The organism is Acinetobacter gyllenbergii CIP 110306 = MTCC 11365, from assembly GCF_000413855.1.
In the GTDB taxonomy this organism is placed as follows: Bacteria; Pseudomonadota; Gammaproteobacteria; order Pseudomonadales; family Moraxellaceae; genus Acinetobacter; species Acinetobacter gyllenbergii.
The window spans coordinates 243952-266267 of sequence record NZ_ATGG01000011.1 but is presented as its reverse complement, the minus strand read 5'-3'; the positions used below and the strand labels follow the sequence as shown (position 1 = coordinate 266267).

The window sequence follows — 22316 nt, the reverse complement described above, 5'->3', positions numbered from 1 at the left end:
TCCTATCTAAGAAAATTGTGAATACTCATGCCCGCAAAGTGTAAGCTTTATTATTATCTTTTGGGGTTAGGCAACAACTGTGAAAACGTATCCATTTTCTCGTTTACAAAAAGCATTATTGGCGGTTGGTTCATTTTCATGCCTCGGATTAAACACCGTATTGGTCCATGCAGACACTGAAACACCGCGACTAGCTCCAATTCTGATAAAAGCTGAAATTTCTGAGCTTGCGTACGCTCAGCCTAAAGTGAATCTATCTGGTTTTACCCAGCAAAATCTCGCTGAAATTCCTGCTTCTATTTATACCGTGACAGCCGCGCAGATTGCGGATCAACATGCCAAGACCTTAACCGATGTGGTGAAAAATGATGCCGCTGTCGGTGAGGGTTATGCACCGATTGGTTATTATCCAAACTTTGTAATGCGTGGCTTTGCTCTAAATTTAGGATCAAGTTACTTATTAAATGGTCACTTGGTCAGAGGTGAGCAAAATATTGCACTTGAAAATAAAGAGCAGGTTGAAATTTTAAAAGGTATCAGTGCGATTCAAAGTGGTATGTCCACACCAGGTGGTGTAGTCAACTATGTAACTAAACGTCCAGCGGATATTCGTTCTTTTACACTTGAAGCAGATAGCCATACTGGTAATCGTATAGCAGCTGACATAGGTGGTTTAATTGGTTCAGATCAGCAGTTTGGTTATCGGGTCAATCTCGCCAAAGAAGAAATCCATCCGTATGTCGAACATGCCAATGGACAGCGTTGGTTTGGTTCAGTCGCTTTGGACTGGAAAATTTCAGATCGTTCAAAACTCGAATTTGATCTTGAATCACAACGTCAGCGCCAACGTTCCGTACCTGGTTACCAATTACTTGATGGTAAAAAAGTACCTACAGATGTGGATTGGGATCGTTTATTGGGTCATCAAAGCTGGGGCAAACCCGTCAGTAATGAAAGTCTCAATGCTGGTTTAAAGTATAGTTACCAAGTGAACGACAATTGGAGCGCTAATCTTTCAGCATCACAAAGTCGAGTGGTGGTCGATGATTATTCTGCATTTGCATGGGGCTGTTATAGCGAGATATGCCAAACGACAGGCTTAGGTAATACTTTTGACCAAAATGGCAATTACGATATTTATGATTTCCGTAGTCCCGATGACAGTTATCTCACCAATCAATTTAAAACAGGCTTAAGTGGAAAATTTAACACAGGAACTTGGCAACATACACTTAATGTAGAATTATCTAATAGTTATAAACGCCATGCCCAGCATGATCCAATCAATGAATTAGTAGGTACTGGAAATATCTATACAGATAACATGACTTATCAGCCTTCAAAAGCAACCTTAGGTAAGCATTACAAGTCATTCAGTAGTCAGCAAACGGCATTGAACCTACTTGACCAAATTGATTTTAATCAGCAATGGTCGATTCTGGCGGGTGGAAAGCTTTTGCATCTAAATGAAGATGCTTATGATGTTGATGGCAACAACATCCGAGATACCAACTTTAATCGCTTTTTACCTCAATTTGCGTTGATGTATCAGCCTTGGGAAGGCACCAATGTCTATGCTTCATATGCCAAAGGTCTGAGTGATGGTGGACAAGCACCGTGGTATGCCGAAAATAAATTTGAAACATTGGCACCAAAACATTCAACGCAATATGAGCTAGGTGTTAAACAGCAATGGCAAGATTTATTGTTTACAGCAGCATTGTTTAATTTAAAGCAAGACAACCAATATACAGATATAGCCAGTAATTTTGTTGCTGATGGCGAGCAACATAATCTTGGCTTAGAACTCGGCGCACAAGGTCGTGTAGGTCAAAACCTAGAGATCACCTCGACCTTAGCATTGACACGTTCACGCTTGAAGGATACTCAATCAGCCGAATATCAAGGCCATCAAACTCAAAACATTCCTGCAGTGCGTTTTGCGAGTTATCTGTCTTATCAACTCCCACACGTGGAAGGACTGCGTTTACTGGCGGGTATGCAATACAGCAGCAGTAAATATGCTGAGAAAACAGGTACTGTAAAAGTATCGGGCTATACGGTATTTAATGCAGGTACAGCCTATAATTTCCGTGCTTATGGTTATGACAATACTTTGAGATTAAATGTAGATAATCTATTTAATAAAAAATACTGGCGAGATGTGGGCAGTTTCTTCGGCGATGATTACTTATTCCTTGGGGCACCGCGTACAGCACAGTTATCATGGAATATCAAATTCTAAAATGAGTCGCTTTCTTTATTTTATTAAGAATAGATGAGAGCAAAGGAATAGGAAAAAGACCAGTTAACGGATTCACTGGTCTTTTTTATTTGTGACTTTGACTAATGGTCCATCTTCTTTTTTGTTTTATAGATAGAACAATCTATCTTAATAATGTTGCTGTATTCTTTTGCTTACTTTGTAATATTGGTTAGATATTTAAGACGTGACGCTATCTTGCGATCAGCCTTTATTTTTGTTCAGTCTATTGCATGGAAAATGAACTGAACTTCGAAATGCAATGATAGAACTACGCTTGGAGGCGTATTGCAGAGGATTAATCGCATGACAATGAATAGAAAAACTCTGATCAAGCGCCTTGTTTTGCTTTGTCTCTTTTACAGTTTATCTGCCTGTCAGCTCGTCAAACTTCAACAACGAAGTTTAAGTGCATCCTTAACCGATAAAACTCAAAGCATCTTAACGCGACCTCAATTAAGTGATGCTTCACAAAATACTTTGCTTCTTGCTGGTATTCCAGCAAATGAATGTATTAATCAATCCGATAGATGTGTACAGACTTTAGAAAAAAAACTAACTGATAATAATGAACAACGTTATGCTGCAGCCAGTGAAGTGTATTTGGCTCAGGCTTTACGCTTAAGTGAAGAAAAACAATGTCATGTGTCGTTGTTGGAAAGACAGCATTCAATGAAACAAAATCAGTGTTTAGATCAAGTACTGACTTTACTTGATCAGAGTATTCGTTTTAGTTATGCCTATTTATTTGAAACGCAACATACACCTCAACAACGTATTTTTGATCAGAGGCAAACGCAGGTTCGGCTTTTTTATAATGTAGCACTTTCACGATTGATCACGACTGCTTATTTACGCTATCAATTTACTCGTTTTCCTAAACAATTACTGATTAATCAGCACCTTTATCATTTTAATTTCGATGATTATCCAGAACTTGCAACGACAGATATTCAGTTATTGCAATCGAGTTACAATATGCGTTTTTCTGGATTTTATAGTGTGAATCGTCGCGATGGCTTTGGTTCAGAGTTTGTGTTAGTCGCAAAGAATAAGCAGCTCTTCAGTTCAGACTATATTTATGATCCAGAAACTTTCTATGCCAATAAGAAAAACCCATATATTCATACGGCGAGATATTTATCTGTCACTGCCGTAGCGCAGCCATTAAAACAGAGCAATGTTAAAAATTTGGCTTTGCTTCGAGATGCTGCACTAGAAATAAAGCTGATCGATCCCTTTCGCCATGATGAGGTGAAAGTCGCAGGTGATAATTATTTATTAACAGCCAATTACTCAGCGCCATACGGTCTTTGGTTGGCTGAAAATAATTTGGGCGGCACGGGCTATACGACTTTAATTGATCGTAAAGAGCAACTCAGCATGCCGCATTTATTTATACTGGAGCCTTATCAACCAGATAAGAAAATCATTATCTTTATTCACGGCTTAGCCAGTAGCCCAGAGGCATGGATTGCGCTGACGAATGATATTTTAGGAGATGAGAACCTGCGTAAGCATTATCAGGTTTGGCAAGTTTTCTATTCTACCAACATGCCGATTTTAGAAAGCCGTGCCCAGATTTATGCCTTGTTAAAGCAGGGATTTGCAATGCATGATCCTAAAGATGCTGCAATGTCTGACGCTGTTCTGATTGGACATAGTATGGGAGGAATTATTAGTCGCTTGATCATGGGGCAAGGCGATATCCGCCAGCAGGCTGTAGACGCGATTAATAATGAAAAAGCTCATGATTTTATTTTTTCACCTGCAGTCAGTAAGCGCTTTATCTTCCAGCCAATTGATCAAATTAATCGCGTTATTTTTATTGCAACACCACATAAAGGTACGGCCTATGCGGATCGCTGGTTTACACTGGCATTACGTAAAGTTATTCATTTACCGAGTAAGTTTTTAGCGGCAGCTGAGGTTGCGGTCACAGAAAAGAAAATTAACCTACAGCAAATGAAAAACAGTCTTGGATCAGGCATTATTGAAAATGGACCGAGCGATTTAAGCTATCAGTCTAAATTTATGAAAATGAGTCAGGATATTCAACCGATAAAGGGTTTAGCCTACCATTCAATTATGGGGAATATCACGCAAAGCCAAGACCCCAATAAAATGACAGATGGTATCGTGCCATATACCAGCTCGCATCTAGAAGGGGCATTATCAGAAAAAATTATCCAAGGTGGGCATTCGATTCAAGAGAAACCTGAAGCAATTCTGGAGTTAAGACGAATTTTAAAATTACATGCCAAACAGCACGCTTTGCCTCAATGATAGTTGAAAGCGCCAGCGTCTAACCATGGGAATTATCGTAGTTTCTGAATTTTAGCCATCTCTTAAGATTGTTTGACCTGTGCGTGGATTGGTGAGGGTTACGTTTTCTAATGCGCGGATCAGCCAAAAACCATTTTGCTTGCTGAGAACAGCAAGAATTAATGTATCGACTTGATGTGGACCCGCTGGATGGGCAGTGCCAGCGGTTAATCTGCTCCAAAAATGGATAATGACCACATCATCGGTAATTGGACTCAGCTCTATGATTTCATTCTGAAGCGTCGAATCACGATAGATGGTTTCATGAATAGGAAGATGTAAGGCAACAATTTCTTTTATACCTTTTACATAGTGTCCAAAACGATTTACAAAGCTTGCATCCTCAGCAAATAACGAGGCAAAGGCCACCATATCATGTTCATTCCAAGCTGCTTGGAATAAATATGGAATTTGCTCTGGTGTAGTTGCTTTAACGGTCATATTTTCCCTTATTTTAATCCACGTATCAGCGCACTGATCGTCATTTCTTTTAGCGTATTTGGATTTCCCCATGGGTATTCTGGGATGCCAATCAAACTTAAGGTAATCCCTAACATACTACAGAGTAGAACGTTCTTGATTTCATTGGCATCAACAGCCAAACTAAGTCGTAGCTCATCTGTGAATTTTTAATTTTAATAAAAGCAATAATTTCAAATAGATAAATCAATTTTATACCGCTTTTCATCTAAACTGAAATTAAATTTTCCAAATATAAATAGAAAGGAGCATAACAACAAAACATTAACTTTAAGTTAACAATATAACATTTCAGTTGATTGATCCAAATCTAGAAAAAGCTTTTTATAAGGTAAGTCAAGTCATCGTTACCAAGGAAAAGCACATGGAAGATTGTGTTCAGAACAAAGCAAATCTATGGACAAAACGTCGACATGCGAAACAATTGAAATTAGAGCGGGCGCGTAAATATGCTGATGGTGTGGTCATTCCTCGACAGAATATTATTCAAGTTTTGGAAACCTTGATTTGCTCAGGCGATAAAGTTGTATTGGAAGGAAACAACCAAAAACAAGCTGACTTTTTATCGCGTGCGCTTGCACAAGTAAATCCCAAGACCCTGCATCATTTACATATGATTATGCCAAGTGTTGGTCGTCCTGAGCATTTGGATTTATTTGAAAAAGGGATTGCACGTAAACTCGATTTTTCCTTTGCAGGTACACAAAGCCTACGCATTAGCCAACTACTTGAGGATGGATTACTCGAGATTGGTGCAATTCATACCTATATTGAACTGTACTCACGGTTATTGGTTGACCTAATCCCAAATGTTGTCCTCTCTGCAGGATTCATGGCAGACCGTCACGGCAATATTTATACAGGTCCAAGTACAGAGGATTCACCTGCATTAATTGAACCTGCTGCTTTCAGTGATGGCATTGTGATTGTTCAGGTGAATGAGCTTGTTGATGATGTACAAGATCTACCTCGGGTTGATATTCCTGCATCTTGGGTAGATTTTGTCGTAGTCGCAGATAAGCCTTTTTATATCGAACCATTGTTTACGCGTGATCCCAAGCACATCAAACCTGTTCACATTTTAATGGCCATGATGGCGATACGTGGAATTTATGAACGCCACCAAGTGCAGTCGCTCAATCATGGGATTGGTTTTAATACGGCGGCAATTGAATTAATTTTACCAACCTATGGCGAATCGCTGGGTTTAAAAGGAAAAATTTGTCGGAATTGGACTTTAAATCCACATCCAACATTAATTCCTGCGATTGAAACGGGTTGGGTTGAAAGTGTGCATTGTTTTGGCACTGAATTGGGGATGGAAAAGTATATTGCTGCACGTCCAGATATTTTTTTTACAGGTCGTGATGGTTCCTTACGTTCGAATCGCATGATGTGTCAGCTTGCTGGTCAATATGCTGTCGATTTATTCATTGGTGCAACCTTACAGGTCGATGGCAGCGGCCATTCTTCAACTGTAACCAAAGGCCGTTTAGCGGGATTTGGTGGAGCCCCGAATATGGGACATGATCCACGTGGTCGTAGACATCCAACAGCGGCTTGGATGGATATGCGGATCGAAAGTCAGGATGAGACTGACACCTATCTAGCTCGTGGGAAAAAATTAGTTGTACAGATGGTCGAGACGTTTCAGGAAGGGGGAAAACCAACATTCGTAGACAGACTTGATGCTGTTGATGTCGCGAAAAAAGCAGGGATGCCTTTAGCCCCCATTATGATCTATGGGGATGATGTGACCCATTTGCTTACGGAGGAAGGGATTGCCTATCTTTATAAAGCACGGAGCTTGGAAGAACGTCAGGCAATGATTGCTGCTGTCGCGGGTGTTACCGATATTGGCCTAAATCATGATCCGAAAAAAACAGAGCAATTACGCCAAGAAGGGTTGGTTGTTTTTCCGGAAGATCTTGGCATTCGCCGTACCGATGCAACACGTGAATTATTGGCTGCGAAAAATATTGCCAATCTAGTGACATGGTCTGACGGACTGTATCAACCACCTGCAAAATTTAGGAGTTGGTAATGAATGCGCTTCTAAAACAGACTGGTTTTAACACAGCAGAATTTCTCGCTGATATGGCCGTACAAGCATTAATTGATGAGGTTAATTTAACCCCTAAACCGGCTTTGGTTGATCAACGCGGAAGTGGTGCACACGATGATTTAAACCTTGAGTTAATGGAACTTTCGGCCCAGTGCTTATTTCCAATGTTTAAAGCGATGGCTGAAGCCGCTGAACTGCATGGGGATGTCTGTACTGCACTGAGAGAAGATATAGGCCAATTAGGTCGCTATGGTGAGCATCGGATGCTGCAAGTTACGCAAGGCATAAATACACATCGTGGTGCGATTTGGTCGATGGGTTTAATGGTGACATCAGCGGCATTAACGCTATTCAACCAAAACACATGCACAGTTGATGTGTTATGTAAAACAGCCAGTGAGTTAGCTCGAATCGAAGACCGCTTTATCCCAAAACAACAATTGACACATGGACAACGTGTCCGACAAAAATTTGGTGTAAATGGCGCAAAACAGCAAGCTCAACAAGGTTTTCCAGTTATTAGACAATATGGATTAACCCAATTGCATCATAGTCGGATTCAGGGTGCCGCAGAGTCTTCGGCTCGACTTGATGCCTTACTGGCCATGATGGGGCAACTAACGGATACATGCGTGATTCATCGAGCAGGTTTAGATGGATTACATCAAATGCAGGTTGGTGCACAACAGGTTTTGGCACTTGGCGGTAGTTCGACGCTTCAAGGTCAACAACGCCTGTCACAACTCGAACAGGACTTATTGGCCATTCGAGCTTCTGCAGGCGGCGCAGCAGATTTACTCGCAACACTGTTATTCCTTGATGGCATAGAAAAATATCACTGGAAAAGATTTTAGGAAATAGTGCAATGGAAATACTTAGTTTTGAGTTTGCAGCGGGAGAGATTCCCAATAAATCAGCTGTAGTTGGATGTGTAGGATCAGGTGATCTGGAAATTTTAATGCAACCTAATCATTCAGGTCAAATCGCTATCATCAAGGTGGTCACTTCAGTCGATGGTAGCCAACAACGATGGAAAAATCTGTTTGAACGTATTTTTTCGGTTGATCATCCTCCTGCTGTCAAGATCGATATTCACGATTTTGGTGCAACACCAGGAGTCGTCCGTTTAAGACTTGAACAAGCTTTAGAGGAGGTGAACAGTGACTAATTTTCATCATTTATTAGATAAGCAAAGCTTTATTGAACTTGGGGCACGAGATCGGGCGAAATCTTTGCTTGATACAGGCAGTTTCCGTGAATTATTAGATCCGTTTGCAAGAATCATGTCACCTTGGTTATCCAAACAAAACATTGTTCCTCAAGCAGATGATGGCGTTGTGGTGATAAAAGGGAATATTCAGCAACATCCAGCTGTTGTGATTTCAATCGAAGGGATCTTCCAAGGGGGGAGTCTTGGTGAAGTGGGCGGTGCCAAGATTGCAGGTGCATTAGAACTGGCCATTGAAGACAATCTGAAAGGCATCCCAACTACAGCCATTTTACTGCTGGAAACAGGTGGTGTCCGTTTGCAAGAAGCGAACTTGGGCTTAGCCGCGATTGCTGAAATCCAATCTGCCATTGTCGAGCTCAGACAATATCAACCTGTCATCGGTGTCATTGCGGGGAGTGTGGGGTGTTTTGGAGGGATGTCCATAGCAGCTGGGCTGTGTAGTTATTTGATCATGACGCAAGAAGGTCGTTTGGGCTTAAATGGCCCTCAAGTGATTGAACAAGAAGCTGGTGTCCAAGAATACGATGCCAAAGATCGTCCTTTTATCTGGAGTATCACTGGTGGCGTACAACGGTTTGCCAGTGGTCTGGTTGATTTTTATGTTGAAGATGATCGTCAGCTGATTCAACAGCAAATCATGCAATGTATTTCACAAGCTAAACCTCCAATTCATCGTAGCAGTAATGCAGCTTTTTACTTATCCAAGCTGCAAGAGGTTGATACGACAACACAGATTTTACCTGCTGAAGTTCAAGTTTTATATCAAGGAAAAGGGGCTTAAAGATGAATACAGTTGTTGTTCAAGCTTCCTCACGAGGGCGAAACTGGTTTAATGCCTTAACTCAACAATTTGATTTAATCGAAACTAAAATTGACTCATTACTAATTGCCGATGGTCAATTGGCTGGTCAGGCCATTTGTGTTTTTGCCATTGTTGCCGATGAGTATAATGCTTATCCACGTGCACGACAGGGTGAAGTGGGTTTATTAGAAGGCTGGGCGCTGGCACACGCAATTGATGAAGTCATTCAAGCTGATCAAGCAAAAACAAAGAAACGCGCAATTTTGTGTATTGTCGATGTACCGAGTCAAGCTTATGGACGTCGAGAAGAAGTGCTGGGAATTCATCAGGCACTTGCTGGTGCCGTAGATGCTTATGCAACTGCCCGTTTGGCGGGTCATCCCATCGTTAGCCTGTTGGTGGGTAAATCCATGTCTGGTGCATTCTTGGCACATGGCTATCAAGCGAATCGTATTTTAGCACTTAAAGATCAGGGCGTTATGGTGCATGCGATGGGTAAAGAATCTGCTGCACGTGTCACGTTAAGAACAGTGGAAGAGTTAGAAGCTTTGGCGGCTCAAATTCCACCAATGGCGTATGACATTGAAAACTACAATAGCTTAGGATTGCTATCTCAAATTTTAGAGGTTGAACATGCTGAACAGCCAACACCATCTGATGTGATATCCGTTCAGGCTGCTTTACTCGAGGCAATTCAGGATATTCAACGACAGGGTTCGGTGGATTTAAAGCATCGCTTAGAAGGTGAAAATCGCAAAGCCTCAAAATATGTCCGTGAGCGGTTACGTGAGCAATGGTCATGAATCATCCTCTGCAGGCACATGATTTATTGTGGGGAATGCGACCACACATGTTAGCTGATAACGTGCCAGATTGGGTTATTCAAGTGCTTTCTGAGCATAAGCCAGTTGTGGTCAGACGGGCAGTTACTAAAATGCATATAGTTGCAGTGGGTATTCGAGGTGAACAACGGAATTTGCGCTTTGCCACTGAAATGCCTGTTGAGGCGATTGTTAAAAAAGTAAGCCCAGAAAATTTAATTGATAAGGATTTGGCTTTATTCCCACATTTACAACACAAACTGCAAGCTATTCACCAAACCATGCAAAGTTTTTCATTGCCATGGGGGTATACCGGTAGCGTAGGCTATGAGCTGGCAACAGGCTTGAAAACTGTGACGGAAAACAGTGATGTTGACGTATTGATTCGGACCGTGCAAATGCTCTCAAAAGCTGATGCACACAGCATGTTAATTGCGCTAGAACATTTAGGCATACAAATTGATGTGCAATTACAAACACCGTTAGGCGGTGTGGCTTTACGAGAATGGGCAAGGTCGACAGGCAGCGTTTTACTCAAGAGTAGTGATAGCGCTGCTTTGGTTAAGAATCCTTGGAGTGCAGAGGAATGCATATGAGTTCAATCTGGGTCTATCCAGGACAAGGCGCTCAAAAAGTGAATATGTTGCATGATTTACCCCAACATTCGCTGGTGAGGGAATATTTAGAACAGGCATCGGATCTACTGCACCAAGATGTTCTATTGCTTGACCAAAAGGAAGCTTTGCAATCAACCTATTCTGTTCAGCTCTGTTTGTATATGACTGGCGTGATTTGTTCTGTATTGCTGAAAGAACAAGGTCTAAAACCAGATTATGTTGCGGGTTTATCGATTGGTGCATGGGCAGCCGCTACAACCGCTGATGTCATTACTTTTGAAGATGGTCTGACTTTGGTGGCAAAGCGTGCTGAGTTGATGCAACAAGCCTATCCAAAAGGCTTTGGTATGATGGCAATCCTTGGCTCGGACTCATCTAAAGTTGAACAGTGGGTTTCAAAAATTCATGAACATTGTTCAGATATTTTTGTTGCCAATTTTAATGCACCAAACCAAACCGTGATCTCAGGTTCAGATCTTGCAATGCAGCAGGTTCAAACGCTTGCAACACATTCTGGGGCAATCACCAAAAGATTAGAGGTCAGTGTGCCATCACACTGCTGTTTATTGGAAAAACAAGCCAGACAATTGGCTAGTTTGGCGGAGGATATTCAGTTAAATCAACCTAGTATTAGATATTTAAGTGGAACGTCAGCACGTTTGCTCAACACACCTGAACAAATTATTGATGATCTTGTTTTTAATATGAGCCGAACCATCGATTGGGAAAGCACCGTTCAGGCGGCATGGGAGCGAGGTGTTCGATTACAGATAGAAGCTTTGCCAGGTACCACACTGACAGGTTTGGCACGTAAAGTATTTAAAGAAGGAACGCTTTTATCCTTTCAAAATACCAGATTAGAAAATTTGATTATTGAAATGCAAAAACAATGTAATTTTGCATAAACAGAATCAGAAATAAATGAAGTTACTCAATGGATAGAGGAAATTGAAAATGATTATTTATGGAACCGCTATTTTAGCAATTTGCCACTTATTAGGCGATTACTTGGGTAATACACTTGGAAGTTTATTAGGTGTACAAGCCAATGTAGGTGGCGTTGCGATCTCGATGATTTTACTGATCCTATCGAAAGAAGTGCTCACAAAAAAAGGCTATTTACCTCAAATTACCCAATTTGGTGTTTTGTATTGGTCTGGTATGTATATTCCAATCGTGGTCGCCATGTCAGCAGGTCAAAATGTGGTTGCTGCGCTTTCAGGGGGAATGTTAGGGCTTGCAGTATCTGTCGCGTCCCTTATTGGTACAGTTTTGGTGATCCGCTACCTGAACCGCCTGAGTGGAGATTATGAAACATACGAATGGTCAATAGAAACAACTGAAAAAATTGCTTAAATATAATTACTTAGGAATATAAAAAATGGATGCTTTGATTTCGGTTCTAACTAAGAACGCATTGGTAACAGCACTCGCCGTGACTGGTTTAATGATGTTCTTTTCTCATTTACTTTCTAAATATCTCACTAAGGGTAAGTTACAGAGTTCGGCAATTGCGATTACTTTGGGTTTAGTGATTGCTTATTTTGCAGGAGTTTATACGCAAGGTACGAAAGGAATATCAGATATTGCCATTTTCTCTGGTTTTGCATTATTAGGTGGAGCAATGATTAGAGACCTTGCAATTGCTTCAACTGCTTTTGAGGTTGATGTAAAAGAAGTTAAAAAGGCAGGTAAAATAGGATTCATTGCCTTAATGCTTGGCTGTGTTGTGCCGTTTGTAATCGGTGTCGTGATTGCTTGGTGTTTGGGTTACAAAGATCCTATATCTATGACGACCATTGGTGCTGGTGCCATGACCTATATCGTTGGCCCAATAACAGGTTCTGCGATTGGTGCGAGTTCTGAGGTTATTGCCTTGTCAATCGCGATTGGCTTAATCAAATCTGTCTTTTTTATGGTGGCTACACCATTATTGGCTAAATTTATGTATCTTAAAAGTCCCCGATCAGCAATGGTTTTTGGTGGTCTCGCTGGCACAACAAGTGGAACTGCAGCAGGACTTGCAGGTACAGATGTACGTTTAGTTCCTTATGGTGCTTTAGTTGCAACATTTTATACAGGTCTTGGTTGTTTATTGGGACCTTCAGTATTCTTTCTGACTGTGAATGCAATTTTTAGTTAATTTAAAAGGATTAGAGTCGGGCAAGGATGAAAATTTTATGAATTGCCCGAAAATACCGTTACTTTGTTAAGAAACGTTTGGAAAACATTCGGCATTCAGCAATCAACGCCAGTAAGTTTGGATCAGGTTCTTTACTTTTCAGAAACACTAAACCAATTTCTTGCTTGATCTGAAAAGGTTCTTTTAAGGGAATCAATTTCACTGAACTTTCGTAAATTGTCGAAATACGCCCTGGTAATAACGCCAGTCCTACACCTGTGCTGACCATACTCACTAAAGTAAAAATATCACTCACTTGCAGAAATACTTTCGGATCAATTCCTGCTTTTTCAAACAAAATATCTGAATCATTACGGGTCGCAAATCCTTTAGAAAGCGTTAAAAACTTTTCATCCTTTAAAGTACTCAGGTCAATCTGTTCCATCAGTGCAAGTGGTGAGTTTGTATTAACGGCTAGATATATATTGTCTTGAAACATAGGAAGTGTTTCAAAGTCTGAGTCATAGGTTGTGTCATTAAGCGCAACGATAATGGCATCCAACTCAGTAGACTTCAGTTTCTTTACTAAATCTAAGTTGGAACTCAGAAGAAGCTGAATATCTAACTCACCTCGACGAAGCTTCAATCTACTGATTACATTTGGAATAGTGTTTACGGTTAATGAATAGAGTGAGCCTAAATGTAATATCTTTGCAGCAAAACCTGCGGCTTCACGGGTTTTATTTACTGTAACAATCACATCTTGAATAAGCTTTTGTGAGTGCTCTTGTAATACATAAGCACTTTTAAGTGGAATCAAATTCCGCCCTTCATTTTTAAATAAAGGGCAACGCAGGGCACTTTCTAAAGAATGCAATGCTTTATGTACACTAACATTACTGATTTGCATCTCATCCGCAGTTTTAGATAAATTTCCATGACGCATAAAAGCCAGAAAAATCTGGATTTTTTTTAGTGTTAGTTCTTCTTCTATTTTCATAATTTAACTGAATTTAAAATAATGAAAACAATTATATAGATAGTTTTATTTATTTAAATAAAGTATTAAATAAATATTTAACAAATCAATAGCAATCGATACTCGCCATCTTTTTCAATCGGTGCTCGATGAACACAAGGGAAGGCCTGTTGTGTTGGATGATCTACCGCTAAACGCCAGAGATGGCCTATGCCTAAATTCACTGGTTTTGCATCTGGTTGAGGTTGGTAATGTAAATCAAAAAAATACTCTGCTAGAAACGTTTCAAATTCAGCTTCTGGGCCACCATGTAATTCTTTGAGTTTTGCTCTAATTTCTGGAACCAAAATTTTCTGTTCAACTTGATCATGTGGCAGGATATCGCTTGCTGGACCATGATAGGTACATAGAAAAGTATCTGTTTCGACGGGTGAACGATCTACATGATATGAATATACATCGGTTGAAATGAAATCAAGCGCTTCATCGCGTTCGTAGCATTTAAGTAGATTAAGTGAAGGGGAAGCACCTAAATCAGTTAAGCGCTTTATATCACTTAAGATCATCTCTCTTGCCTGGCTGCCTTGTTCTGAAAGTTGCAAGGCCAACAGATCTTCAACAGATACTTCTGTAATATTTTCTTTTAACTCAAGTTTAGCCACAATCTCTTGAAAATCACCTAACAAATCTCGATGCCAGCAAAGAGCATTCATAGCACCTTGAAAATTAGAATTCACAAGTTCAGAAAAGGTCGAAACCATGCTAATTTGGGTGTTATCAGACTGTATATTCTTCATATTAAGACTAAATCATGCACTATTGCGAATTATACACTTATGCCTATAAAAAATATTGTATTTCTATTTAGTCATGCGCCAAAAAAGAAACCTCAAAAGTAGCGCTCTACTTCTGAGGTTTTCAAATAGACCCTTGTTAAGGAACAATAACAAAATCTGGGTTTGCTATTGCAAAAATTGCTTCACGGTCTGCGACTGGTGGATAAATCCATACCGTATTAATTTCTTGCTTAATTTTTTTCGCTTCTTCACGCACAAATTGAACCTGTCGATCCCAACCTTCAGTATAAAGTGCACCCCATGGACCTAAATCAACACAAGTTACATACTTGGGCTGACTATATGGATGTAATGGTAAATCTACCAGTTCTGCAGCTGCATTATAACCTGCGACTCGACCTAAGCTCATCGCGTGTTGGCAAGACATCACGTTGAAATTGCCTAAATTATCAGTCGGAACTTTTACCGTATCACCCGTCACAAAAATATGTTTTGCTTCAGGCGCATGTAAATAAGCATCACCTAGAATACGCCCCAAATTATCTTTCTCACCTGCAATTTGAGCAGTAAGTGAATTGGCTCGCATACCCGCCGTCCAAATGACGGTTTCGGTCTCAATTCTTTCACCGTTAGAAAGGGTGACGCCAGTGGCATCGAGTGCAGTAACCCGTAACCCAGCTTTAGCTTCTACACCGAGTTCGGTGAGCGCTTCACGAATCACAGCTGCTGCTTCGTCACCAATTGCTGAACCAATTTCTGCTGATGAATCAACCAAGACTACACGAATATCAGTTTCAGTTAAAATACTACGCAGACGTTCAGGCATTTCCGTCACTGTTTCAAGACCTGTAAGTCCACCACCAGCAACGACGACGGTGTTACGTGCCGCACTGACAGGTTTATTAGCTAAGCTTTTAAGATGTTGATCCAGTTTCTTCGCATCTTCTAATGTGCTGACACTAAATCCATAGTCTTTAAGACCAGGTATAGGCGGCATATAGCCAGTACTTCCTGTTGCCAAAATGAAACGGTCATAACTTAAGCGCTGTGTATCGCCGTCGATTGTTGTCATCACAAGATTTTGGGCCACAGCATTCACTTCATTGACCCAACCAGCGACATATTTAACGTCAACAACATTTAATATCTCTAAAATGTCAGGGTACATATTTTCAAGTACAGCTTCATAGAGACGGGGACGAATATCAACATTCGGACTCGGAGAAATCATCAGAACTTCAATATTTTGTTGTTGTGCAGCCAAATGAATTGCGCGTTGTGCGGCAAGTGCAGCCCATAGACCAGCAAAGCCAGAACCGGCAATAATAATACGCTTACTCATTTAATGATCCTTTTGGTCGATTCATTCGAACATACAAATTCCAACTCATCATAAAATTCAGGATGAGTGAATCCTTTCTCTGACTGTTCGAAAAATCTGAGAAGGGGGTTAAAAAGGTTAGGGAAGTAATTACGTTAGGACGCTAAGTCCTATCACGCTTTAGTCGGGAATATCCCTTGATATTTTACTTTTCCGCATTTTTGCTGTTCTTCCTTCGATGCGTTCATTGATCCAGCCATTTACATCACTAAAAAATACATCAGGGGCATAACGACCAAAACGGTCAGCAATATCACCCAGTGTATGTGCGCCTAATGCATCTCGCATCGCTTTCTCGGCCTGTAGCATAACTGCATGTACGGCACATACTCCATGTGTTGCCCAATCAGGGGGAGCACTATTAAAGACCGCGCATTTGCCACGAACTTCTTGGCATTCGAAAAGTGGTTTTTCACCTTCAATTGCATTCACAATATCAAGAAAACTGATTTCATCAGCAGGGCGAGCCAGTAAATACCCACCACGAATACCTTCTTGTGCCAAAACAAGCTTTGCCTTTTCAAGTTTAGGAAAAATCTTGGCCATAAAGCTTGGCGAAACGCCTTGCAATTCAGCCAGATCCTTACTACTCAATGGTTTATCTTCATTATTTACAAGAAAAAGAAGACAGTGAATCGCATACTCGACGCTACTAGTGATATAAGCCATTTAATTTCATAATTGATCAACTACAAACACAGACTAATGTAGTCTGTGTTTGTAGTCAAGAATGAAACTAAGACAATGTTAGTCCTAGTTTTATTAATGGATCATTCAAGTTCAAAAAAATAGCGCTATATCACTGAATCTAAATACCTTTAAATGAGGATTGAGGGCCGTCAATAATTTAAAAATTATCGAATAAAATTACGAACGCCACCAATGGTTTTCGACATTTGGCTCGTTTAAGTTCAATACTTCACCCATTTGAGGCGTACTAATCGCTAAGTTATTTTGATGAGCCAAAGCCACGATCCGTTCAAACGGATCATCCCAAGCGTGCAGTGCCAAGTCAAAAGTCCCATTATGGACAGGTAACAAATGACGTCCTTTTAAATCGAGATGTGCTTGTAAAGTTTGCTCAGGTTGCATGTGAACATCTGGCCATTCTGGATCATAGGCACCAGTTTCTAGCATGGTAAGATCGAATGGGCCGTAACGATGTCCAATCTCTTTAAATCCATCGAAATAACCCGTATCACCACTAAAAAACACCCGTAGATCATTATCAATAATCACCCACGATGCCCAAAGTGTTGCATTGCTATCACCCATACCACGGCCTGAAAAATGATGGGCAGGGGTGGCAATCAGCTCAAGACCATCCACATGAGTAGTGTCCCACCAGTCAAGTTGCTGTACCTTTTCTGCTGGCACGCCCCATTTAATTAGTGTGTCACCGACACCAAGCGGTGTTAAGAAGTGTTCAACCTTGTCTTTGAGTTGGATTACTGCATGGTAGTCGAGATGGTCATAGTGATTATGTGACAAGATCACACCCTTAATCGGCGGTAAGTCAGCAATGCTAATTGGTGGTTGATGAAAACGCTTTGGGCCAATCCACTGAAAAGGCGAGGCACGCTCAGAGAAAACAGGATCGGTTAACCAAAATTCATTACGCAATTTTAATAAAATGGTCGAATGCCCAAGACGAAATAGAGAGCGGTCAGGGGCATTCATAAGTTGCTCTTTAGATAAACTTAACACAGGAATTTCTCGGTTTGGCACCGTATTTTTGGGTTTGTTAAACAAAAATTTCCACATTAAGCCGAGTGTTTTTCCAAAAGAGTGTGTCTGCAGATTCGGTCGTGTATTTCTAAATTTACCATTATGCTGCTGTGATGACATGAAGGGAGAAGGCAGGTCTGTTGTGTTTGAAATCGTCATTTTATTTTCCTTGAGTGGAACAACCTATATCTGTCAATAAGAACTCGAGTTAAGTGCTTATTTAGATTTATTTAAATGAGTATTTAATCACTCATTAATTGATTTAAAAAAATAAGAATGCTGCGCATCCTTACTTTGGTCTTTATCTACATGGAAACTGCATGCCAAAATGCTTCAAAACCTGACTTCCGATAAAGATCAGCCTGAGAGGCATCTTGGGCAATAAAATTAAGTGTAACTTCAGCTAGTGCACCCAAAATTGAACCGATAAACAGGGGTGGGTAATCTCTTAATTTTCCCTCATCGATATGTTCTTGAATGGTCTTAGTAAAATCACAAAAAGTTTGCATACCGATTTGCTTGCTCTGTTCGGTAATTTGTTCAGAAGTTGATAGTTGTGCCATCACTTTACGTTTCAGTGGGGCATCTAAACTCCAGTCCAAATAGCTTTGCCAGATATAAAACAGTTGAGTTTGCAGATCTGAGTTGTTCGGATAATTCAGCATGATGACCTGACGCAGTTCGGCCTTTAGCGAAAGGTATAACTGGTTAAGTAGTTCCTCTTTATTACTGAAATAAGTAAACAAAGTACCTTCAGCTACACCAGCGACTTTGGCAATTTTTGAGGTAGACGCACGCTCTCCAAGTTCTGCCAATGTTTCAATCGCAGCATTTAAAATTGCATTACGTTTATCTTCACTACGGGGACGGGCCATATACAAACATGTTAATTGAGTGATTACTCAATCATACATAAAAATAGAGAACGCGCAAGATATATTTTTTATAGAGCAGGGCTTTTCAAGATCATAAGCCATAACATCGCTTAAATAGGTCTACATAGCAAATTTAACCCCTTAAATAGCTTGTATACAATTCACAAAAAAATTAGAGTGTAGAAAAACTACTTGCTTAAGTGTTTATGGTATCACGTAGAAAACTGCCATCTTTAAATGCCTTACGTGCATTTGAAACAGCTGGCCGAAAGTTAAGTTTTCGCGCTGCTGCCGATGAGTTGGGAGTGACTCAGGGTGCGATTGCTCAACAGGTGAGAGCATTAGAAGATCATCTAAATGTTACGCTATTCCAACGACTTCCTCGGGGACTATGTTTGACTCCTGAGGGAACAAAGTATCTGGTCGATATAACGCGTGCCTTTGATATTCTTGCTGAATCAACAGAATCATTATTCGATCAGCCAGATCGAGTAACCATTAGTGTAACACCAACGATTGCAACCAAAATGTTGATCCCTCGATTAGGTGATTTACATGCAGTACTGCCTGAGATCAATTTATGCACGCTTGCAACTGAGGTTGTTTCAGACTTTGATCGTGATCAGGTTGATATCGCTATCAGGCTCACTCAAAAATCATTTCCAGAAAATCTAGAAACACAGTTATTGTTTCATCAGGAACTTATTGCTGTAGCAAGTCCTGATTTTATTCAGGATTTAACGCTGCCTTTGCAACTTGAACAGTTGATCAATATGCCACTGCTACACGATGCTCATGATCATTGGCCAAATTTTTTGAACACGAATGCAAAGTTATCTGGGGCAGTATTTAATCAAACCACGCTGGCACTAGATGCAGCTTTGTCTGGGCAAGGGGTTGCTTTAGCATGCCAAGCATTTGTAGATGCAGATATTCGGTCAGGAAAGCTCGTCCAAGTCACTTCGGAAACAAAAATTGTTGAACCAAGTTATTATCTGGTTAGAAAAAAAAGCTCACATCCCAATAGTACAGTCGATAAAATTTGGCAGTGGTGTATTGAATATTTAGGCACGGAGCAAACATACAAATAGATACTTATTGGTGATGATTCAGTGAGTTCAAATCTTGAAGGAATCATGTATAGATCATTTATCCCTTCAAGTTTTTATTAAATGTCGTTATACAGAGCGAGTTAGACCACCATCTACTCGTATATTCTGTCCAGTGATATAAGCCGCACCATCCGACACAAGGAAAGCCACTGTAGCTGCAATCTCTTCTGTTGAACCATATCGTTTCATTGGAACACTATTGGTTCTTTCATCTGTTTTGGGTAGGCTATCAATCCACCCAGGTAAGAGATTATTAATACGAATATTATCAACAGCATATGTGTCTGCACAAATCTTGGTAAAAGCTGCCAATCCTGAACGGGCAACCGCAGACGTTGGAAATAGTGAACTAGGCTCAAATGTCCATGCACTGGAAATATTTACAATCACGCCGTGTTTTTGTTGTTGCATGATCGGAATCACTAAACGAATAGGGCGTACAGCATTGAGAAAATAAGTATCTATGCCATCATGCCAATCTTGATCTGTTAATTCTAAAATTCCTTTGCGAGGGCCATGTCCAGCACTGTTGACTAAAACATCTATACGTCCCCAACGAGCAAGCGTTTCATCAATAAGGCGTTGAATATCATCTATTGATTGATTTGATCCAGTAATGCCCAAGCCATTCAGTTGATCCGCAAGAATTTCACCTTTACCGGATGATGATAGAATTGCAACTTTATATCCATCTGCTGCTAGTTTTTTTGCAACTGCAGCACCCATACCACTTCCAGCGGCCGTAACAATAGCGACTTTCTCAGCCATGATTTTTACCTCTTAATGTCATTCGAAATATGAAAGAGTTAGCTCATTTTAAAATCATATTAAAGTTCAACCGTGTGCTGAGCAAACGATAAATTTTCGTTAAAGCCAGTAGAAAATCTACAGGCTTGATTCGTAATCCAAAGATATGGAAAGGTTTTAATTATTATTCACGCTAAATTGATAGGGTTGCATTCCACTTAAACAAGCCACGCGGATTTGCGTAGGTTCGACTAATACACAAGTCAAGTAGCCTCTTAAAAAATCAATAATGAACAACTTTTTAGAAATGTGTGTAATCCTGAATATGTGCTGTTACAACATGTGTAAATTGCTAGATTCTCTCATCAGATTGTTCCAGTATAGGTTTAGACACTCGAATTTTCAGGACAATGATCATGGCATTTAGATACTCTATATTATTAAAATATATAGCTATTTTAGGTTTTGTAGCAAGTTCTACTGTGATGAGCAGCGTAACTTTTGCAAGTTCTGAACAGGCATGGAACAAGCATGATCAGGAAATAAAAGCGGCTTGCATAAAAGCGAGCCAACTTAAAAATGCCAAGACAGTGAGCAATGTCATGCTGTTTGATGATCGTGTTGGATATTCAGCAGTCTTGATTGAAGGAAAATATCCGCAAGCACATATGAAAAACAAAACAGGGCAAGAACTGTGTTTATGGAATAAGACATCGAAAAAAGCTTATTTAACTGAAACAAACATGAAAGCACATTGAAGTCATAGCCATACAGAGTTCTGATCGCTACGATTTCTGTTTGGCTTTTTGGCGTAAGACATACAAATATAAGCTTTCCACTTTTTCACGTGCCCATGGTGTAGTACGTAAGAATCGCAACGATGACTTAACACTTGGATCTATGCAAAAACATCTAATCTCAATTTTACGACTTAAGCCTTCAAAGCCACCGTAGTAATCCAATAATTCATCCAAAATGTCAGCAAGTTTTTTGCCGTGTAGAGGGTCATTGGAGGCGTTCATAATAGATCAACCATATATTGGGAGGCCATCATTATAACCTGAGCGAGTTGAAAAATGAGAGGTTTGTAATTTAAGCGTAATTAACATAGAAAATTACAGCTTATCTTCCTATATTGTGTAAAGCATAGGGCAAAAACATGGACAAGACGAATCTAGATCAAAGACTTTCTTTTCCAAATGAATTGTCTTTAGGGCAAACATAGTAAAGTTTATGAAGTATTATTTAGGTGTTTTTTAGATAACTTATGTTCACCTAAAATCTAGTTCATAAACTTAGCTATGAATATATATTTTCCTACTAAAAAGATTTTAAGAATAGACTAAATTTGTCTAGGAGAGTGGTGACAGTCCACCACTAATTAAAATACTTAGGTTATGATTTCTATTTGGCCTTTTGGCGTAAGACAGGCTATATTGCACAAATATTTATAATTTGAAAAGTCCCCAACTTACTAAAATTTAAGTTAAAACTTGGGTTTTAGGTAGATCTAATTCCGTATCACGTAATAATAGATAAGGTTTTTATACCAATCGTTGCAATACAAAATTCATAATTAATTTAACTATATGAAAGTAATTATTTTTTTATTGTATTCTTTAATTATTTTAAACTAAAGTTACATTTTTTTATTTAAGTTTACTTGAAAAAATCATTTTTTTAATCAGAATGGAAATCACATGGAGTAATCAATATTTCATGTTTTTAACATTATCAAAAGAGGAAGTAATAATATGAAAAATCTTAATAAAATGTTCAAAAAAGAGCAGAAATATCATAAACAATTGAAAGTTATTTCTGTTAAAGGAAGTGCTTCAAAAATGACGCTAGGAGGAAAAGGTCCAATTTTTGAGACTTGGGTAACAGAAGGAAACTACTACGGCTAAATGTTTGAAGTGGTTTATATTGGAATGCCAGACTTGGCATTCCAATTTTTAGAAAGGATATTGA

Annotated in this window: 23 protein-coding genes; 14 read left to right on the top strand and 9 right to left on the bottom strand. The window is 39.7% G+C overall.

Features of this window, described 5'->3' with window-relative positions:
• The first annotated feature begins 79 nt into the window (after positions 1 to 79).
• A complete protein-coding gene (locus tag F957_RS13680; protein WP_016540137.1) occupies positions 80 to 2245 on the top strand; it encodes a TonB-dependent siderophore receptor in 2166 nt (721 codons plus the stop codon).
• Positions 2246 to 2569: 324 nt separating this feature from the next.
• Positions 2570 to 4549 carry an esterase/lipase family protein gene (locus F957_RS13685; protein WP_016540138.1) on the top strand — a complete coding sequence of 660 codons (1980 nt, stop codon included), beginning with the start codon at positions 2570 to 2572 and terminating at the stop codon, positions 4547 to 4549.
• A gap of 51 nt (positions 4550 to 4600) precedes the next feature.
• On the opposite strand, the gene F957_RS13690 is transcribed toward F957_RS13685, so the two are convergent.
• The gene (locus F957_RS13690; protein ID WP_016540139.1) at positions 4601 to 5029 is read right to left on the bottom strand and encodes an SgcJ/EcaC family oxidoreductase; all 429 of its coding nucleotides are present in this window, start codon (positions 5027 to 5029) and stop codon (positions 4601 to 4603) included.
• 403 nt (positions 5030 to 5432) lie between these two features.
• On the opposite strand from F957_RS13690, the gene mdcA reads away from it, so the two are divergent.
• The 9 genes from mdcA to madM are packed head-to-tail and all read left to right on the top strand — an operon-like array spanning position 5433 to position 12747.
• Complete coding sequence (mdcA, locus tag F957_RS13695; protein WP_016540141.1) at positions 5433 to 7112, top strand: malonate decarboxylase subunit alpha; 1680 nt, start codon at positions 5433 to 5435, stop codon at positions 7110 to 7112.
• On the top strand, positions 7112 to 7987 hold the full coding sequence (locus F957_RS13700) for a triphosphoribosyl-dephospho-CoA synthase (RefSeq protein ID WP_016540142.1): 876 nt from the start codon (positions 7112 to 7114) through the stop codon (positions 7985 to 7987). Before mdcA ends, F957_RS13700 begins: the two co-directional genes overlap by 1 nt.
• Positions 7988 to 7998: 11 nt before the next feature.
• A complete protein-coding gene (locus F957_RS13705; RefSeq protein WP_016540143.1) occupies positions 7999 to 8301 on the top strand; it encodes a malonate decarboxylase subunit delta in 303 nt (100 codons plus the stop codon).
• Complete coding sequence (locus tag F957_RS13710) at positions 8294 to 9145, top strand: biotin-independent malonate decarboxylase subunit beta (protein ID WP_016540144.1); 852 nt, start codon at positions 8294 to 8296, stop codon at positions 9143 to 9145. The genes F957_RS13705 and F957_RS13710 overlap by 8 nt, the downstream gene beginning before the upstream one ends.
• 2 nt (positions 9146 to 9147) lie before the next feature.
• A complete protein-coding gene (gene mdcE, locus F957_RS13715) occupies positions 9148 to 9969 on the top strand; it encodes a biotin-independent malonate decarboxylase subunit gamma (RefSeq protein WP_016540145.1) in 822 nt (273 codons plus the stop codon).
• A complete protein-coding gene (locus F957_RS13720; protein WP_016660251.1) occupies positions 9966 to 10583 on the top strand; it encodes a malonate decarboxylase holo-ACP synthase in 618 nt (205 codons plus the stop codon). Before mdcE ends, F957_RS13720 begins: the two co-directional genes overlap by 4 nt.
• Positions 10580 to 11509 (top strand): malonate decarboxylase subunit epsilon, encoded by a 930-nt coding sequence (gene mdcH / locus F957_RS13725; RefSeq protein WP_016660250.1) that lies wholly within the window; start codon positions 10580 to 10582, stop codon positions 11507 to 11509. The genes F957_RS13720 and mdcH overlap by 4 nt, the downstream gene beginning before the upstream one ends.
• A 49-nt stretch (positions 11510 to 11558) precedes the next feature.
• The gene (madL, locus tag F957_RS13730) at positions 11559 to 11960 is read left to right on the top strand and encodes a malonate transporter subunit MadL (protein ID WP_016540148.1); all 402 of its coding nucleotides are present in this window, start codon (positions 11559 to 11561) and stop codon (positions 11958 to 11960) included.
• A gap of 25 nt (positions 11961 to 11985) precedes the next feature.
• Complete coding sequence (gene madM, locus F957_RS13735) at positions 11986 to 12747, top strand: malonate transporter subunit MadM (RefSeq protein ID WP_016540149.1); 762 nt, start codon at positions 11986 to 11988, stop codon at positions 12745 to 12747.
• Positions 12748 to 12805: 58 nt separating this feature from the next.
• Here madM and F957_RS13740 read toward each other — a convergent pair whose 3' ends face one another.
• The 6 genes from F957_RS13740 to F957_RS13765 all read right to left on the bottom strand — a co-directional run bounded on the left by F957_RS13740 (position 12806) and on the right by F957_RS13765 (position 18486).
• Positions 12806 to 13726, bottom strand: a complete 921-nt coding sequence (locus F957_RS13740; protein ID WP_016540150.1) for a LysR family transcriptional regulator — start codon at positions 13724 to 13726, stop codon at positions 12806 to 12808.
• A gap of 77 nt (positions 13727 to 13803) precedes the next feature.
• The gene (locus tag F957_RS13745; protein WP_016540151.1) at positions 13804 to 14502 is read right to left on the bottom strand and encodes a DUF1826 domain-containing protein; all 699 of its coding nucleotides are present in this window, start codon (positions 14500 to 14502) and stop codon (positions 13804 to 13806) included.
• 136 nt (positions 14503 to 14638) lie between these two features.
• Complete coding sequence (locus tag F957_RS13750) at positions 14639 to 15844, bottom strand: NAD(P)/FAD-dependent oxidoreductase (RefSeq protein WP_016540152.1); 1206 nt, start codon at positions 15842 to 15844, stop codon at positions 14639 to 14641.
• A 159-nt stretch (positions 15845 to 16003) separates the two neighbouring features.
• Complete coding sequence (locus F957_RS13755) at positions 16004 to 16552, bottom strand: RrF2 family transcriptional regulator (RefSeq protein WP_016540153.1); 549 nt, start codon at positions 16550 to 16552, stop codon at positions 16004 to 16006.
• Positions 16553 to 16750: 198 nt separating this feature from the next.
• On the bottom strand, positions 16751 to 17770 hold the full coding sequence (locus F957_RS13760; protein ID WP_016540154.1) for an MBL fold metallo-hydrolase: 1020 nt from the start codon (positions 17768 to 17770) through the stop codon (positions 16751 to 16753).
• Between the two features lie 146 nt (positions 17771 to 17916).
• The gene (locus F957_RS13765) at positions 17917 to 18486 is read right to left on the bottom strand and encodes a TetR/AcrR family transcriptional regulator (protein ID WP_016540155.1); all 570 of its coding nucleotides are present in this window, start codon (positions 18484 to 18486) and stop codon (positions 17917 to 17919) included.
• 206 nt (positions 18487 to 18692) lie between these two features.
• Here F957_RS13765 and F957_RS13770 point away from each other — a divergent pair, with 206 nt between their 5' ends.
• A complete protein-coding gene (locus tag F957_RS13770; protein WP_016540156.1) occupies positions 18693 to 19577 on the top strand; it encodes a LysR substrate-binding domain-containing protein in 885 nt (294 codons plus the stop codon).
• A gap of 87 nt (positions 19578 to 19664) precedes the next feature.
• Here F957_RS13770 and F957_RS13775 read toward each other — a convergent pair whose 3' ends face one another.
• Positions 19665 to 20366: an SDR family oxidoreductase gene (locus tag F957_RS13775; RefSeq protein WP_016540157.1), complete on the bottom strand. Its 702-nt coding sequence runs from the start codon at positions 20364 to 20366 to the stop codon at positions 19665 to 19667.
• 395 nt (positions 20367 to 20761) lie between these two features.
• Between F957_RS13775 and F957_RS13780 the strand changes: the two genes are divergently transcribed.
• Complete coding sequence (locus F957_RS13780; RefSeq protein ID WP_016660249.1) at positions 20762 to 21103, top strand: hypothetical protein; 342 nt, start codon at positions 20762 to 20764, stop codon at positions 21101 to 21103.
• 27 nt (positions 21104 to 21130) lie between these two features.
• Here F957_RS13780 and F957_RS13785 read toward each other — a convergent pair whose 3' ends face one another.
• Positions 21131 to 21367, bottom strand: coding sequence for a VF530 family protein (locus F957_RS13785; protein WP_003651786.1), 237 nt, complete (start codon positions 21365 to 21367; stop codon positions 21131 to 21133).
• 732 nt (positions 21368 to 22099) lie between these two features.
• Here F957_RS13785 and F957_RS21485 point away from each other — a divergent pair.
• Positions 22100 to 22252, top strand: coding sequence for a lasso peptide acinetodin (locus F957_RS21485; protein WP_016660248.1), 153 nt, complete (start codon positions 22100 to 22102; stop codon positions 22250 to 22252).
• Positions 22253 to 22316 lie beyond the last annotated feature (64 nt).